General features: G+C 33.9%; 18 protein-coding genes. 9 read left to right on the forward strand and 9 right to left on the reverse strand.

Annotation, left to right across the window (positions count from 1 at the left end; translation table 11 throughout):
- Positions 1–24: 24 nt before the first annotated feature.
- From FA045_RS11085 to FA045_RS11105, 5 genes are all read left to right on the forward strand, one after another.
- Entirely contained in the window at positions 25–675 is a 651-nt protein-coding gene (locus FA045_RS11085) for an ABC transporter ATP-binding protein (protein ID WP_136877141.1), read from the forward strand.
- A gap of 110 nt (positions 676–785) precedes the next feature.
- A complete protein-coding gene (locus FA045_RS11090) occupies positions 786–1,271 on the forward strand; it encodes a hypothetical protein (protein WP_136877142.1) in 486 nt (161 codons plus the stop codon).
- A gap of 2 nt (positions 1,272–1,273) precedes the next feature.
- Entirely contained in the window at positions 1,274–1,876 is a 603-nt protein-coding gene (locus FA045_RS11095) for a haloacid dehalogenase (RefSeq protein ID WP_136877143.1), read from the forward strand.
- Between the two features lie 39 nt (positions 1,877–1,915).
- Positions 1,916–3,496: a S41 family peptidase gene (locus FA045_RS11100; protein ID WP_136877144.1), complete on the forward strand. Its 1,581-nt coding sequence runs from the start codon at positions 1,916–1,918 to the stop codon at positions 3,494–3,496.
- Positions 3,497–3,606: 110 nt separating this feature from the next.
- On the forward strand, positions 3,607–3,873 hold the full coding sequence (locus FA045_RS11105) for a hypothetical protein (protein WP_136877145.1): 267 nt from the start codon (positions 3,607–3,609) through the stop codon (positions 3,871–3,873).
- Between the two features lie 52 nt (positions 3,874–3,925).
- On the opposite strand, the gene FA045_RS11110 is transcribed toward FA045_RS11105, so the two are convergent.
- Positions 3,926–4,873: a M20/M25/M40 family metallo-hydrolase gene (locus tag FA045_RS11110; RefSeq protein WP_136877146.1), complete on the reverse strand. Its 948-nt coding sequence runs from the start codon at positions 4,871–4,873 to the stop codon at positions 3,926–3,928.
- Between the two features lie 135 nt (positions 4,874–5,008).
- Between FA045_RS11110 and FA045_RS11115 the strand changes: the two genes are divergently transcribed.
- Positions 5,009–5,992, forward strand: a complete 984-nt coding sequence (locus FA045_RS11115; protein WP_136877147.1) for a potassium channel beta subunit family protein — start codon at positions 5,009–5,011, stop codon at positions 5,990–5,992.
- Between the two features lie 513 nt (positions 5,993–6,505).
- Here FA045_RS11115 and FA045_RS11120 read toward each other — a convergent pair.
- The 3 genes from FA045_RS11120 to FA045_RS11130 all read right to left on the reverse strand — a co-directional run bounded on the left by FA045_RS11120 (position 6,506) and on the right by FA045_RS11130 (position 10,027).
- Positions 6,506–7,291: a PhzF family phenazine biosynthesis protein gene (locus FA045_RS11120; RefSeq protein ID WP_136877148.1), complete on the reverse strand. Its 786-nt coding sequence runs from the start codon at positions 7,289–7,291 to the stop codon at positions 6,506–6,508.
- A 288-nt stretch (positions 7,292–7,579) separates the two neighbouring features.
- Positions 7,580–9,028 (reverse strand): glyceraldehyde-3-phosphate dehydrogenase, encoded by a 1,449-nt coding sequence (locus tag FA045_RS11125; RefSeq protein ID WP_136877149.1) that lies wholly within the window; start codon positions 9,026–9,028, stop codon positions 7,580–7,582.
- A 138-nt stretch (positions 9,029–9,166) separates the two neighbouring features.
- A complete protein-coding gene (locus tag FA045_RS11130) occupies positions 9,167–10,027 on the reverse strand; it encodes a sigma-70 family RNA polymerase sigma factor (RefSeq protein ID WP_136877150.1) in 861 nt (286 codons plus the stop codon).
- Between the two features lie 291 nt (positions 10,028–10,318).
- Here FA045_RS11130 and FA045_RS11135 point away from each other — a divergent pair, with 291 nt between their 5' ends.
- Genes FA045_RS11135 through FA045_RS11145 form a run of 3 tightly spaced genes read left to right on the forward strand, consistent with a single transcriptional unit; the run spans position 10,319 to position 11,675 of the window.
- The gene (locus FA045_RS11135) at positions 10,319–10,957 is read left to right on the forward strand and encodes a DUF2975 domain-containing protein (RefSeq protein WP_136877151.1); all 639 of its coding nucleotides are present in this window, start codon (positions 10,319–10,321) and stop codon (positions 10,955–10,957) included.
- 2 nt (positions 10,958–10,959) lie between these two features.
- Complete coding sequence (locus FA045_RS11140; protein ID WP_136877152.1) at positions 10,960–11,439, forward strand: DUF2975 domain-containing protein; 480 nt, start codon at positions 10,960–10,962, stop codon at positions 11,437–11,439.
- A 23-nt stretch (positions 11,440–11,462) separates the two neighbouring features.
- Positions 11,463–11,675: a helix-turn-helix domain-containing protein gene (locus FA045_RS11145; protein WP_136877153.1), complete on the forward strand. Its 213-nt coding sequence runs from the start codon at positions 11,463–11,465 to the stop codon at positions 11,673–11,675.
- A 256-nt stretch (positions 11,676–11,931) separates the two neighbouring features.
- On the opposite strand, the gene FA045_RS11150 is transcribed toward FA045_RS11145, so the two are convergent.
- From FA045_RS11150 to lpdA, 5 genes are all read right to left on the reverse strand, one after another.
- Positions 11,932–12,483: a GNAT family N-acetyltransferase gene (locus FA045_RS11150; protein WP_136877154.1), complete on the reverse strand. Its 552-nt coding sequence runs from the start codon at positions 12,481–12,483 to the stop codon at positions 11,932–11,934.
- The gene (locus FA045_RS11155; RefSeq protein ID WP_136877155.1) at positions 12,484–13,074 is read right to left on the reverse strand and encodes a hypothetical protein; all 591 of its coding nucleotides are present in this window, start codon (positions 13,072–13,074) and stop codon (positions 12,484–12,486) included.
- Positions 13,052–13,855 (reverse strand): metallophosphoesterase family protein, encoded by an 804-nt coding sequence (locus FA045_RS11160; RefSeq protein ID WP_136877156.1) that lies wholly within the window; start codon positions 13,853–13,855, stop codon positions 13,052–13,054. Before FA045_RS11160 ends, FA045_RS11155 begins: the two co-directional genes overlap by 23 nt.
- A gap of 46 nt (positions 13,856–13,901) precedes the next feature.
- Complete coding sequence (locus FA045_RS11165; RefSeq protein ID WP_136877157.1) at positions 13,902–14,744, reverse strand: MBL fold metallo-hydrolase; 843 nt, start codon at positions 14,742–14,744, stop codon at positions 13,902–13,904.
- A 135-nt stretch (positions 14,745–14,879) separates the two neighbouring features.
- Entirely contained in the window at positions 14,880–16,268 is a 1,389-nt protein-coding gene (lpdA, locus tag FA045_RS11170; RefSeq protein WP_136877158.1) for a dihydrolipoyl dehydrogenase, read from the reverse strand.
- Between the last annotated feature and the right edge of the window lie 10 nt (positions 16,269–16,278).

Below are 16,278 nucleotides of genomic sequence, written 5' to 3' on the forward strand. Positions count from 1 at the left end.
TTAACAATTGTGTAACTTTACAACATGCTAAAAGCAAAAGGTATAAAAAAAGCATACGTTAATTTACCGATTTTAAAAGGGGTAGATTTTGAAGTAGCAAAGGGAGAAATTGTAAGTATAATTGGTGCTTCTGGTGCTGGTAAAAGCACATTGTTGCATATTTTGGGTAGCTTAGACAACCCGGATGAAGGTACTGTAGAATTAAAAGATACTTTAATTAATAAACTTTCTGGAGAGATGTTAAGTGTATTTAGAAATCAAAATATTGGTTTTGTATTTCAGTTTCATCATTTATTGCCAGAATTTACAGCATTAGAAAATATTTGTATACCAGCATTTATTGCTAAAAAAAGTAAAAAAGAAGCAGAACAAAGAGCTTATGAATTATTGGATCTTTTTGGTTTAAAAGAAAGAGCAAATCACAAACCTAATGAACTCTCTGGTGGAGAACAACAAAGAGTTGCGGTAGCAAGAGCTTTAATTAATAATCCGGCAATAGTTTTGGCCGACGAACCTTCTGGTAACTTAGATTCTGCAAATGCAAAAGCTTTACACGAGTTATTTATCCACCTACGTGATAATTTTGAACAAACTTTTGTGATTGTAACGCATAATGAAGATTTGGCTAAAATTAGCGACAGGGTAGTAACGATGAAAGACGGTTTAGTGGTTTAGATAGGTTTCCCGAAATGTCGGGATTTCGCTTCGCTCAACATTAGTATTATTGTTCATTAAAAATTCAATCATTCTCTAACTCACTCATTCTTTAATTCACACATTCAACATTGAAAATTCTCATCACAGGAGGCACATCTGCAGCCGCACTTAAGTTATCAAATGCGTTAATCGGTCATCAAATTATTTTGGCAGATTATGGCGATGTACCTTCAATTAAATCAGCTGCGTTTACAATGGTAAGCTTAGGCGATAAAAATGATGATACGATTGCACACAATTTGTTGAATAACTGTTTAGATCACGAAGTAGATGCAATACTGCCGCTGCAAAATTTTGAAATTGAGCCAGTTTCAAAATCAGCGGTACTATTTGACGAATTTAATATTAAAACATTAATACCTAAAAGGGAGATTTTAAATGCCTATTTTTCAATAAATCAAATACCAAAATCTAGTGAATATACAATTTATATTGATGGTGAGGTTGTTTTTACTACCATTGAAGAAACATTATTGACACTGCATGGCAGAGGAGAAAATTTGAATGGGGCTTTTTATTTTATGGATCAAAAACTGCAATTAATTACTATTTAATCATGAGCATCCAAAATCATATCCAATCAAAAAAAGCATTCATATTTGCTTTTGATGATGTATTATACCCCCATAAAGATTACCTATTACAAGTTTACTACTTGTTTTCAGAGTTTTTAACTTACTCAGAATTGCTCAATTCTGCAGAGATTTTGAACTTTATGAAAGATGAATTTGAGAAAAATGGAAGTGAGCAAATTTTCGAGAAAACGGCTGAGAAGTTTAATATTCCATCAAAATATAATGACAACTTTAACTTATTACATCAAACAGCAATATTGCCTTTAAAGCTATTATTGTACCAACAAATTCTTACCTTATTACAAGAGTTGGTGGTTGAGCGGAAGGAGATTTTTTTAGTATTAGATGGCGAGCCTCAAGAGCAACTCAATAAAGTTAAACAAACAGAATGGCATGGTTTAGAACGCTATTTGAAATTGTACTTCGTTAAAGAGTATGGAACCATGGCAGAATGTGTTAAAGATATTCATACTTTAAATGGTCTAAATCACTCAGAAACAGTATTTATAGGTGCAAATCATCAAACAGAACTGTTACTAAAACCTATTGAAGTAGAATATTTCTCTGTGAGAAAACTATTGTAGATTTTTTTTCGTTTATTTACGTTGAAATCTATTCTTAAAATGAAACTGAAACAAATATTGGTGCTATCTGCACTTTTAATTGGTGTTGCTACCGGATGTAAAAAAACAAAGGTTACACCAGCTGTAGTTACTCCTCCTCCAACTACTCCTCCAACAACTGCCACTGCAACTAGAGAAGAGTTGTCTAAAGACTCGATTTTCTTATATGCTAAAGAGGTTTATTTATGGAACGATAAATTACCAACTTATACAGCATTTAATCCCAGAAGGTTTGTAAATTATTCAAATAACCTAGACAACTATAAAGAAGAACTTTTTGAGATAACAAAATTTTCAAATCCGTTTGAGTATAAAACAAATGGAACATCTTCAAAATATTCATATATTTTTGATAAGGCTAATCAAAATCCAACAGCATCAATAAATAGATCTGCTTCTGTAGATTTAGAAGGAAATGGAAATGATTTAGGAGTAAGGGTTGGATTTTATGGTACAGACGCTAATTTCACAACTTATGTAACGGCTGTTTATCAAAATTCTCCAGCTGAAAAGGCTGGGTTGCTACGTGGTTATTTAATTACAAAAATTAATGGGGTTAGTTATGGCACAAATTTTAGTTCGAATTCTAATGCCTTAAATTCAGCCTTAAATGGAACAAATATTACATTAGAAGGCGTTAAAAGTGATGGCACTTCGTTTAACGTTTCATTAACTAAATCAATATTTAAAAGTAGCCCAATCTATAAATCTAAAGTTTTAACTGCTGGAACAAAAAAAGTGGGTTATGTTGCCTATGCAAGATTTTCTAATGCAGAAAATTCAGTTGCAGAATTAAACAACATTTTTAATGATTTTGGTACTAAAGGAGTAACTGATCTTGTAATCGATTTAAGATACAACGGAGGTGGCTATGTAAGTACTGCAGAACATTTAATTAATTTGATAGCTCCTTCTACCGCCTCTGGTGTTATGTTTTCTGAACATTACAATACAACAATGCAAAGTGGACAGGCTACTATTCTTAAAAATCAACCTTTATTAGATGCCAACGATAAAGTTCAATTTAGAAATGGCAATATCATTACCTATTTTGATGTGAATTATTCAGTTGCTTCAAATACGGTTAATTTTGCAAAAAAAGGTCCGCTTACTACAGTAGCAAATGTTGTTTTTATCGTGTCTGGCAGTACTGCATCTGCAAGTGAATTGGTAATTAATTCATTAAAACCCCACATCAATGTTAAACTAGTAGGAAGAACTACCTATGGTAAACCTGTAGGATTTTTCCCAATTACGATTGAGAATAAATACGATGTTTATTATTCAATGTTCGAAACGAAAAATTCTTTAGGTCAAGGAACTTATTATGATGGCTTTGTTCCGGATGTAGATTCTCCGGAAGTGCCAGCAAATACAATCATGTATGATTTTGGAGATGTTAATGATAATTATCTTAAAAGAGCATTAGCAATAATCGCTCCTGGTGTAAATGTTACTAGCCAAGCAAAAACAATGACAGCTAGACAAGAACAATTAGCATCGCCATCTGCTAGTATAATTGGTAATGAGTTAAAACCTGAATTTAAAGGGATGATTGAAAATAGATTTAGGATGAAGTAATCAGCTAAAAACATCTTATTCTTGTTACAAATTATTTAAATAAAATCTATTGGCATTTTTGTTGTATTACAAAATTTTAATTAACTTGTTTACACAAAATAAGAATATATATGACTACCGAATTAATTGAAAAAGAAGCAATAGACGTTAACAAGATTATAAAAGCAGATACTGATCTTTCTAGCGAATTAACTGATAGATTAGCAAGTGCACCACGTTTGGGTAATGAGTTTAAATCAAAGGCAACCATTACTTTTAATACCACCGAAGGACCAAAAAAAGTAAGTACAACAGTTTGGTCAGTTACCGAAAAATACATTCAACTTAAAAACAATATTCATATCCCAATTAAAAGTTTAATTGATATTGAATTCTAAAAAAAAATGCCCGTTTGTTAACGGGCATTTTTCGTAAAAAATAGCTTGACATTTATTGCTTTTTCATTTGTAAGCTTTCTCTAAAGATAGTTTGTATATCTCTTTGCTTATCGATGTTTACAATTACTTCTTGTATCGAGTTGGCAGCATCTATAAAAAAAGTTTTGTTAATATTTTTAAACTCATCCGTTGCTTTATGGTAGTCTTTATGATCTTCTACTCCAAAATAAATAAAGGGGATGTTTTTAGCATTAAAAGCGCCTTGGTCACTTTGGTTTGTCCAATCATCACTACCTAATTTGGGATCATCATGTCCTAAAAGTAGTTTTAAATTAGGATTTGTAGTAACTAAAAAGGGTTTCAACTGTGGGTATTTGAAAGTACCAACAGCATAAAGTTCTTGCTTATCATTATGGCTAATCATATCCATATTAATGTTTAGCTTTATTTTATCTAAGCCAACTGGCGGATTAGCCACAAATGCTTTAGCACCTTGTAAACCCATTTCTTCTGCATCAAAAATTGCAAAAATTAAGGTATTGTTAGGTTTGTTTTTAGTAAAATATTTGGCAAGCTGTAATAAGGCCGCCACTCCAGAAGCATTATCATCAGCACCATTGTAAATTTCATTTTTAATGATGCCAACATGGTCGTAATGAGCAGAAATTACAATTATATTTTCTGTTTTGCCAGGTATGTAAGCAATTAAGTTTTTACCTTCAATTGCAGCTGCACCGTTTCTACCTTTAACTTCAAAAGATTGTTCATAATTATTTTTACCAGGATAGGGTTGCAAGCCAATTTCTTTTAATCTGCCTGTTAAATACGTTCTTGCCATTTCAGCTCCCTTTGTTCCGGTTTTTCTACCTTCGTAGGCATCAGAAGCTAATATTTCTACATCTTTTAGCAATTGCTCACTATTTTGCGCTGTATTTTGTGGTGTTTTAACTGTGCCACAGCTTAGTATAAAAGCCAATGGTATCAGAAATAATTTATTCATGGTGTTTCAATTAATGATAGATGATAAAGGTAAATATATTGTATGATAAATTTCATTTTTGATTTTTGTAAAAAACTTAAATCGATTAAATAATGTTAGGTTTAAAATCTTAATTTGGAACATTAATTATTTAAAATGGAATATAGACGTTTAGGGAAATCTGGTTTACAGGTTAGTGCACTTTCTTTTGGTAGCTGGCTAACATTTGGTAACCAAATAACAGATAAAGTAGCCGATGAATTAATGGGTGTTGCTTATGATGCTGGAGTAAATTTTTTCGATAATGCAGAAGGTTATGCCGAGGGGAAATCTGAAATGGTGATGGGCAAAATATTGAAAGCTCAAAAATGGGAGCGAGATACTTTCGTGGTGTCTAGTAAAGTTTTTTTTGGTGCAGAACGAAAAGGGCCAAACCAAATGGGTTTATCTCGTAAGCATGTAATTGAAGCTTGCAATGCTGCGTTACAACGTTTACAGGTAGATTATCTGGATTTATATTTTTGCCATAGACCAGACAAAAATACGCCAATTGAAGAAACTGTTTTTGCCATGAATACTTTGCTGCAACAAGGGAAAATTATGTATTGGGGTACATCAGAGTGGAGCGCTTCAGAGATTATGGAAGCTATTTCGGTTTCTAAGCAAAATCATTTGATAGGTCCTACGATGGAACAACCGCAATATAATTTAATAGAGCGTAATAAATTAGAAAACGAATATCTCCATCTTTTTAAAAATCATGGTTTGGGTACAACCATTTGGTCGCCTCTAGCTTCGGGTTTGCTTTCTGGTAAATTTACCAAAGGCGATACGAAGAATACAAGGTTAGAATTGAAAGGGATGGATTGGTTAAAAGATAGGGTAATGGCAGAAGAAAAGATGAAGAAAGTGATTGAACTTCAAAAATTGGCCGACAAAATGAATTTGCCTTTAGCTAAATTGTCATTGGCTTGGTGTTTAAAAAACCCAAATGTGAGTACAATGATTTTGGGTGCTTCAAAAGTAGAGCAGTTAAGAGAGAATTTAACGGTATTAGAGGTTGTGCCTTTGCTAACCGATAAAGTGATGGGAAAAATTGATGAAATAATGGGAACTAAGCCAGAATTGCCGGCGTTTTAATAAAGGATAAGTCAAGCCGTCTTTTCGAACGAGCTTTTCGCGAGGAGAAATCTGTAAGTTTTTGCAGAGGCAGACAGTGCCATATTAACAGATATCTCCTCGCTATGCTGCGTTCGATATGACGACAGCGCAAAAGCTGTGCAACTATTTAGGTTTGCACCATGTGGCACATGCTAGTTCGAGCTTGTAGCTCGAACTAATTTTGTTGGAAATTTTTATGGAATTGGCTTTTAATAATTAAAACTTACGAAGTCTATTTTGACATATCCGCTAATAGATTTCGTAAGTTTTTATTTGCTAACTATTTAGGTTTGCACCATGCAATATTGCCATAATAATCTGCCTTTAATCTATAAACCTGATAGAAGTAAAATTTGTCATACTGAGCGTAGTCGAAGTGCAAATTTTATGGATAGCAGATCTAAACTTGCCAAAAGCTACTGCCATTCTTTTTCAATACGATTTAAATTTTATGGTTTTGGTTCTCGTATCACACATCTCAAATCTCACATCTCAAATATAAATCTCACCTTTTAAATACGTAACCGCACTGCCGCTCATTAACACCCTATCGCCCTTAAGCTCGCACCACAACTCGCCTCGGCGTGCCGAAAGCTGCAATGCATGAAGTGTTGTTTTGCCTAATTTTTGTGCCCAGTAGGGGATAAGATTACAATGAGCAGAGCCTGTAACTGGATCTTCGTTAATGCCTGCAGATGGAATAAAAAACCGCGATACAAAATCGCTATGATCGCCTTTGGCTGTTGCGATGATACCCATAATGTCAAGTTTTGCCAAAGCTGAAAAGTCAGGTTTTAAGGCAATAACATCAGTTTCTGTTTCATAAACCAACATGTAATCCCTAGATTTTAATAATTCGATAGGAGTGCTGCCATCCAAGGCATCAAGTAATCCTTTTGGCGCATCAGTAATGTTTGCTGGTCGAGATGGGAAATCTAAAGTATATAAATCGTCTTTTTTGCTAACTGTTAATGTGCCCGCTTTTTGTGTATTAAAATGAATAGTGTCTTTCTGATAGCCCAGTTCTGTGAATAAAATATGTGCTGTTGCTAAGGTAGCATGGCCGCATAAATCAATTTCATATTCGGGTGTAAACCATCTCAATTCAAATATGTCACCTTCTGGTACAAAAAAAGCAGTTTCTGATAGGTTATTTTCTACAGCAATTTTTTGCATTACTGGTGCTGGCAACCATTCTGTTAATGGAACGATAGCAGCAGGGTTACCGCCGTAAAGTTTAGCTGTAAAGGCATCTACTTGGTAAATTGGTAATTTCATAATGTATGATTTTTTACGAATTTACAAATAGAATTGTCATTTTAAATGTCGAATCTTTTCAAAAAATGAATCTATTAACTTGAATTTTATTTCGCTTTGTCAATCCTGACGAAGGAAGGATCTCTCTCGTTGAATCAAAAAATAAATTCGTCGTTCCTCCGAATGGTAAAATTGATGATTGATTTTATAGTTTAAATTTTTGAAAATAACTTACAGGATTGAAAGCGAAGAATCTCGATAATGATTTATATTAGAGATCCTTCGCTGCGCTCTGGATGACAAAATTGGTTAATAATAAGTAAGCCTAACTACGCCAGCCAATTTTTTAGCTAAACGGATCACTTGACGGGTGTAACCGTATTCGTTATCGTACCATGCATACAAAACTATAGACTGGTTATCGTTGGCAATAATTGTTGCTGGTCCATCGATAATTGATGCATGACTGTTGCCAATTAAATCGCTACTAACCAATTCATTTGAAATCGAATACTCTAATTGCTCAGATAAATCGCCAAACAATGAAGCTTGTTTTAAGATAGCTGCTACCTCTTCTTTTGTAGTGGTTTTTGTTAATGATAAATTTAAAATAGCTAAAGAAACATTTGGCGTAGGTACGCGAACTGCATTGCCAGTTAATTTGCCAGCTAAATGAGGAATTACTTTCGCAACTGCTTTATCGGCACCAGTTTCGGTAATTACTAGGTTTAATGCTGCTGAACGACCTCTTCTGTATTTCTTGTGGTAATTGTCTAATAAATTTTGGTCATTAGTGTAAGAATGTACCGTTTCGATATGACCTTTTTCAATACCAAAATTATTATCAATTATTTTTAGTACAGGAATTATTGCGTTGGTAGTGCAAGATGCGTTAGAGAAAATTGTTTCAGTTTGGTAATCAAAATCTGCATCATTTATGCCGGTTACAATATTTGGTACATCGCCTTTGGCAGGAGCTGTAAGTAAAACTTTGCTAATTCCTTTGGCTTGTAAATGTCTGCTTAAGCCTTCTCGATCTCGAAAAACACCAGTGTTATCAATCAATAAAGCATCGTTAATTCCGTAAGTTGTATAATCCGCATCTTCGGGATTTTTTGCTACGATAAGGTAAATAGTTTGCCCGTTAATGATTAATGCTTTGTTCTCGAAATCTTCTACAATTGTGCCGTTGAAAGGGCCATGGATAGAATCAGTTCTTAACAGTTCAGCTCTTTTAATAAGTTCTTCATCGCTATAGGTTCTGGTTACAATGGCTCTTAATCTTAATTGTTCGCCTTTACCGGCTTGTACAATTAATTCTCTGGCAGCAATTCTGCCAATTCTACCGAAACCATACAAAACCACATCTTTTGGTTTTAAGCTAATTTTGTCTTTACCAATATGCTTGCTCAATTTGCTCACTACAAAATTATGCATGCCCGAGTGTGTGTTGTTTTCGTCGAGCCATTCGGCTGCTAAGCGACCAATGTCTATACGAGAAGGAGCAAGGCTGCATTTGGCAATGGTGGCTGCCAGTTCAAGCGTTTCGTAAATGGAAATATCGGTTCCGCTTACTTCTTTTGCGTATTGGTGGTAAGCTAGTATTTCGCTACTGCCAACATCGAATAAAGGTTTTCGAAAGAGAACAAGTTCGATAGAACGATCGAACCATAGTTTGCCCACAACACTGATTAGCTCTAGTGCTTTTTTTTCTTTCTCAATCCAGTTCTGAAACTCTGATTGATATTTATTTAACATACAAGAAATTAATTTGGTTAGAATTGCTGCAAAAGTAAAAAAGATCGGGCGAGTACCCAATCTTTTTTTATTTATTTTCTTGTAAAAATCTGTGCTACAAGGTGTTTAAAACACACTAAGTAGCCAATTTTTTAATGCTTATCCTAAGTAAGATTTTAAGATTTTACTACGTGAAGTATGACGTAAACGTTGTAAAGCTTTATCTTTTATCTGACGAACACGTTCACGAGTTAAGTTAAATTTCTCGCCAATTTCTTCTAACGAAAGTGGGTGATTTGTACTTAAACCGAAAAACAATACAATAATTTCGCGTTCACGTTCGGTTAAAGTAGATAATGAGCGTCTAATTTCTTCAGAAAGTGATTCGTTAATTAAGTTGCTATCTGTATTTGGTTCGTGGTTTTCTAAAACATCTAATAAGGTGTTTTCTTCACCTTGTACAAATGGTGCATCCATAGATACATGGCGACCAGAGTTACTCAATGTGTCAGAAATTTTGTCAACTGTAGTTTCTAAAATATCTGCCAATTCTTCTGGAGAAGGTTCACGTTCAAATTCTTGTTCTAATTTAGAGAAAGCTTTACTGATTTTACTTAATGAACCAACTTGGTTTAAAGGTAAACGTACAATACGACTTTGCTCTGCAATTGCTTGCAAAATTGATTGACGGATCCACCAAACAGCATAAGAGATAAATTTAAAACCTTTAGTTTCATCAAAACGCTTAGCTGCTTTAATTAAACCTAAATTACCCTCGTTAATTAAATCGCCTAATGTTAAACCTTGATTTTGGTATTGTTTAGCAACCGATACAACGAAACGTAAATTGGTTTTTGTTAAACGCTCTAAAGCGGCTTGGTCACCTTCACGAATTTTACGAGCTAATATAACTTCTTCTTCTGCGGTAATTAAATCTACTTTTCCAATCTCGTGTAAGTATTTGTCTAACGATTGACTTTCGCGGTTGGTGATGGATTGGGTTATTTTGAGTTGTCTCATTTATGTGTTTTAGTCCTCTTAATTAATCTCGATTCTGCAAAAGTATAAAAAAAACTACAGTTTCGAATTGTAAATCGTTGAAAATGTAATGCTTTATGTCACATTTTTTAACAATTGCTTTATAACAAAAATCATTCCAAATAAATTTTGTCAGTTGGTTTGTTTTTTAGTTGATTTGCAGTATTTATATATTGTAAATCAATAAATAAATTTTGTTTTATAATATATTTTGATTTCATTTGCAGGAGAAATAATTGTTGATTTAAAGTAAAAATAAAACCTCATCATGTTATGGAAAAATTACGCTCATTGAAAATTTATAAAATTTTATTAGATATAGGATGGTATGGTTTAATCATCGTAATGTTTATGTATTTTATTGTAAACATTCTTTCGCTGATTGCCTATAATGAAATTAGAGTCGATAAATTTACTCCATTTGATTTTAGTGTGGAGGTAAAAAGCTTTGATTTTGCTAAGATGAAAAACTATTATTCATTTAAAGTAGATGATGCGCCCATTCTCACTTTAAAATTAGAGAAAATTGAATTGTCAAAATTGAGTTCTCCATTTGTTTTATGGTATTTATTTGTTGCGGTTCTAGGATTTTGTATCACATTGTTTCAATTAAAATTATTTAGGGAGTTTATTAGCGATGTAATTGATAAAAAAATATTTACCCTTATTAATGTAAAAAGACTAAGGCTTATAGGTTTTATGCAATTGCTTATGATCCCTATAGGGATTGTTATATACTTGGTTTTTACTTATTTTTTTGTCAATCATCCTATTTTAGACAAATCATTGAGTTATGCTCCAAATTATTGGGAACTATTAGATGAATTGGCGCCTGGCTTAGAGTATTTAATTTTTGCAGGTGTTTTTAATTTCGGCTATCAATTAAAACAAGAACAAGATTTAACGATATAATTATGAAAACAAAAAATCAGGTATTGTTATTAAAATTAGCCTACATATTGGTTATTGTTTTAGCATTAATATATAATTATGGAGATATGCAGAAAGGTTTTATCGATGCTAGTACTGGCGTAGATAGAAGTTTACATCCGGTTGCAATTATAGCTTTAATATTCGCTACAATTATTGGGATTGGTATTGTGCTAAATATTTATTTTTTTATTAACTCTATTCAAAACAACAGTGTTTTTAGTCTTTTAAATATTTCCCGAATTACTATGATTGGTTGGTTCTGTATTTCTCAAGCTGTTTTGTTATATGCTTTTTATTTCTTCGAGGCTAATGGTAAAATAAACAACAATTCCATCTATCAGAAGATTGTTGGTGTAGATTTTGATTTTTGGCTGGTTATTTTTGGAATTACAATGTTGATTATTGGATTTGTATTTAAAAAAGGAATAGAATTACAAAAAGAACAAGAATTAACTATTTAAGCCTTATTTTTGCACAAATCCCTATGCCAATAATTGTTAATCTCGATGTAATGTTAGCCAAGCGAAAGATGTCGCTAACCGAACTCAGTGAAAGGGTAGGAATTACCATGTCTAATCTCTCTATTTTAAAAACAGGCAAGGCCAAGGCAGTTAGGTTAGAGACTTTAGAAGCTATTTGTAGGGTTTTAGATTGTCAGCCTGGTGATATTTTAGAGTTTAGGGTGTTTGCGATTTAGAGCTTAAATAATTTTGTAGCGTAACTCTTATTGATATAAGTCAGTCTGAGCGTAGTAGAAGACATATAAAAGCGTTTCGACTACGCTCAACGTGACAAAAGAGATTGCCGCAGTCGGTGAAAAACCTCCTTCGCAATGACGCGGAAATAGTAAATTGATAAATCTCCTTAAAAGAAATAAAACAAGCTTTATCAGTATGAGTTTTCCCTAAACCCTAAACCCTAAACCCTAAACCCTAAACCCTAAACCCTAAACCCTAAACCCGATAAACCAAATGCTCATGCTTGTTGTCTAGCAAATAGCGATAACCAACTTTTTTAAAGCCTAATTTCTCATACAATCGCTTTGCATCTGGGTTAGAAACTAGTAAACCAACTTTATCAAAGCCAATTCTTTCAGCATGATTAATTACATATTTAATTAAATCTTTTCCAATTCCTTTGCCTTGATATGATGGATTTACAGCCAATGTATCGATATAATATTCTCCAGCTTCGCTTTCTACATCCATATCAAAAACACCATGATGAAATGCTTTGCGGATATAATCAAAAAATGGTTTACGTAGTTGTTCTATTGCTCCGCCATCGTAGGCATTTATAGCGCCAACTACTTTTTCATCTAGTACATAAACAAAAGTATTGCTAAGGCAATACTGATTTCCTTCTTTCAGTACAAAATCCATTAATAGCGAAAATGCAATTGATTGATCCGCCGATGCGATAAATTTAAATGGTAAATCGCCCATGGCTAACATCATTAGTTTTACTAAATCATTAGCATCAGCTGGACTTGCATTTCTAATCATCTAAAAGTGCATTTTAATGCCATAACCCATTCTAAACATTTTATGAAATGTAGAGATTGAGCTATTTCTAAACCAACTAATTGCGTATAAATCGTTTGTATTAGCTTCGGCATAAATGCTTAAATCTTTAATTTTTGAGTTGGGTTTACTTAACAATTTTATCTCTGTACTTGCACCTAAATGCAAACGTAAAGCAGACGACCAAAAATAATAACCTTTTCTGTATTGAGGTGCTTCAAATTGATAATCGAAATTATCACCTATGGTATAAGAAGGAAAGAAAACTGGGTTAAATGGTTTAATGATTATTTTATCTCCTATTGGGATATTAAATGGTTTGTAATGGAATTTAATTGCAGTCATCGTTAATTCGCCTCCTAAACTTTCGGGTACATAACCGACGTGAAAGCTCAATTCTGCTTTTTCATTAAATAAATCATACCCAGCCCCTAAACTTAAAAAACCAATACTGCCTGCGTATTGAAGGTTGATATGATCTGGCGTTACTGTATTTAAAAATTTGTTTTGTGCGAAACTAATTTCGCTCAAAAGCAGTAGAAAAAGGGCACTAAAAGTTAATTTCTTGAGCATTAATTTGTCCGTTAGAAATGTCAAATATGGTATAAGCACGCTCATAAATTGCATTCGTAATTATAAAAGGAACACCACTATTACCATCTTGATAAAAGGTTTGTAATTTAGAATGATTGTGTGAGTGTAAAGAGGCAATTAAGTTTGGTGTTTGATTTAAAAGTGTTTTGTATGGTTGCATCAAGGCGGGATCAAAATCTCCTCCAAAAGGAGCAATATGAGCAATTGAAATTAAATGGGTAGTGCCATTGCCAGTTTTTAAATTTTCTTTTAACCAAGGTATGTTTGGCGTAGAACCGTCGAAATTGTACTCTCTACTATTGGTATCGTGACAGACAAATTTAACGTTACCGTAAGTAAACGTAAAGTTTAAAGCACCAAACATTCTTTTATAAATGTCTTTTCCATTTGCTACCAAATCGTGGTTGCCAATTACATTAATAAATGGAACTTTCAGCTTTGCATAAATATCATAAATTGCATCAAACTCAGTTAAAAGACCAAAATCAGAGATATCTCCATTTAAAATCACAAAGTCGATGTCATTACGGGCATTTACCATTGTTACAAAATCTCTTGCAGCCGCATAACTTCTTTGTGTATCGCCAGAAAAGGCAATTCTTATAGTATTAGAAGCAGTTTTTTGATTTAATAGGGCAATTTGCTTTTCATTAACATTGCTTGCTGTTTTTCTATTAAAAACCTGATTAGGGCTATATTCATCAGAATTACAACTGAAAATAAAAACACAAACTATAAGAAGGAGTAATTTTTTAATCATTGTTAATTAAACATTGAAAAGAGTAAAAAGTTCGGTTAACATTAAATTAAAGTAACTCTGTTAGTTTAAATGTATCTTTTATTCTAACTCCTTTTTCAGTTTGCTGTACCGTACAACATTCGTTATTTGGATCGTGTTCTAAGTATAAAATATATTCATTGGCAGCCGCTTCTTCTAAAAACTCCTTTTTTTCTTTTAATGTTTGTAGCGGAAACATGTCGTAGGCCATTACATAAGGCAATGGGATGTGTCCAACAGAAGGCAATAAATCTGCCATGTAAACAATGGTTTTATCGTTATATTGCAATTGTGGCAACATCATGGCGTCTGTATGTCCGTACGCAAAGCGGATTTTAATTCCTTCATGAAATAAAACGCCATCTTGCGAAGGAATAAATCTCAATTGTCCGCTTTCTTGAATTGGAACAATATTTTCTTTTAAAAAAGATGCCTTTTCTCTTGCGTTTGGATGAATTGCCCAATCCCAGTGTTGTTGGTTAGTCCAGTACAGTGCATTTTTAAACGCAGGGCGATATTTATCTCCATATTTTTCGATAGAACCACCACAATGATCGAAATGCAAATGCGTTAAAAATACATCGGTGATATCATCTCGGCTAAATCCAGCGGCAGCTAAAGATTTATCCAAAGTATCATCGCCATGCAAATAATAGTGACCTAAAAATTTATCATCTTGTTTATTTCCAATACCATTATCCACTAAAATTAGTCTGCTGCCATCTTCAATCAATAGGCAACGCATGGCCCAAGTGCATAAGTTATTGGCATCAGCCGGATTGCTTTTTTGCCAGATAGATTTAGGTACAACGCCAAACATTGCGCCACCATCTAATTTAAATAAGCCGGTATTTATAGTGTGTAATTTCATAAGCCCTTCCCAACCCTCCCCGCCATGGCGGTAGGGCTTTAGTTTGCACCCAAAATACAAAAAAAACCTTTAGCTTTTGCCAAAGGTTTTCAGAGTTTATCCTAAGCCTCCCCTCGGGGGAGGTTGGTGGGGCTTTTACAAGTGAATTACTTCGCCATACGCATCAGCGGCAGCTTCCATAATTGCTTCGCTCATGGTTGGGTGTGGGTGTACAGCTTTAATCATTTCATGACCTGTAGTTTCTAATTTACGAGCCACAACAATTTCAGCAATCATTTCGGTAACGTTAGCACCAATCATGTGTGCACCTAATAATTCTCCGTATTTAGCATCGAAAATTAGTTTAACGAAACCATCTTTTGCACCAGCAGCACTAGCTTTACCTGATGCCGAGAAAGGAAATTTACCAATTTTTAATTCGTAACCAGCTGCCTTTGCTGCTTTTTCTGTATAACCAACAGAAGCAACTTCAGGTGAGCAATAAGTACATCCTGGGATATTGTTGTAATCTAAAGGTTCTACGTGCTGCCCAGCAATTTTCTCTACACAAATAATTCCTTCTGCAGATGCAACGTGAGCCAAAGATTGACCGCCAACAACATCGCCTATGGCATAATAACCTTTTACTGTTGTGTTGTAAAATTCATCAACAACTATTTTGCCTTTTTCAGTTTTGATACCTGTTTCTTCTAAACCTAAGTTTTCGATATTTGCTATTACACCAGCAGCTGAAAGTACGATATCACATTCTATCGTTTGCATGCCTGATGCAGTTTTAACCTGAACTTTACATCCAGCGCCAGTTGTGTCAACAGACTCAACACTTGCCGATGTCATGATTTCGATACCCGTTTTCTTTAAACTGCGCAAAAGTTGTTTAGAAACATCTTCATCCTCTACCGGAACAATGTTTTCCATAAACTCTACGATGGTTACTTTTGTACCCATTGTAGCGTAGAAATAGGCAAACTCGACACCAATAGCTCCAGAACCTACCACAACCATAGATTTTGGTTGTTCAGGTAAAACCATTGCTTGGCGGTAGCCGATTACTTTTTTGCCGTCTTGCTTTAAGTTTGGCAATTCTCTAGAACGAGCACCGGTAGCAATTACTATATTTTTTGCTGTTAATTCTTTTTGAGCACCATCTGCACCTTTAACATCTACTTTATTGCCTGCCTTAACTTTGGCAGTGCCCATAATAACGTCGATTTTGTTTTTCTTCATCAAAAACTGAACGCCTTTACTCATGCCTTCTGCAACACCGCGACTACGTTTTACAACTGCTGCGAAATCTGCTGTAGCTTCTGGAGCATTAATGCCGTAATCTGCAGCGTGGTTAATGTATTCGAAAACTTGAGCACTTTTTAACAAAGCTTTAGTAGGTATACAACCCCAGTTTAGGCAAATGCCTCCTAAAGACTCACGTTCTATAATTGCAGTTTTTAAACCCAATTGAGAAGCTCTTATTGCAGTAACATATCCGCCCGGACCGCTACCTATTACAATTAAATCGTAGTTCATATTTTTAAAA

Origin of the sequence: Pedobacter cryotolerans, from assembly GCF_005116475.1 — a bacterium.
Classification (GTDB): domain Bacteria; phylum Bacteroidota; class Bacteroidia; order Sphingobacteriales; family Sphingobacteriaceae; genus Pedobacter; species Pedobacter cryotolerans.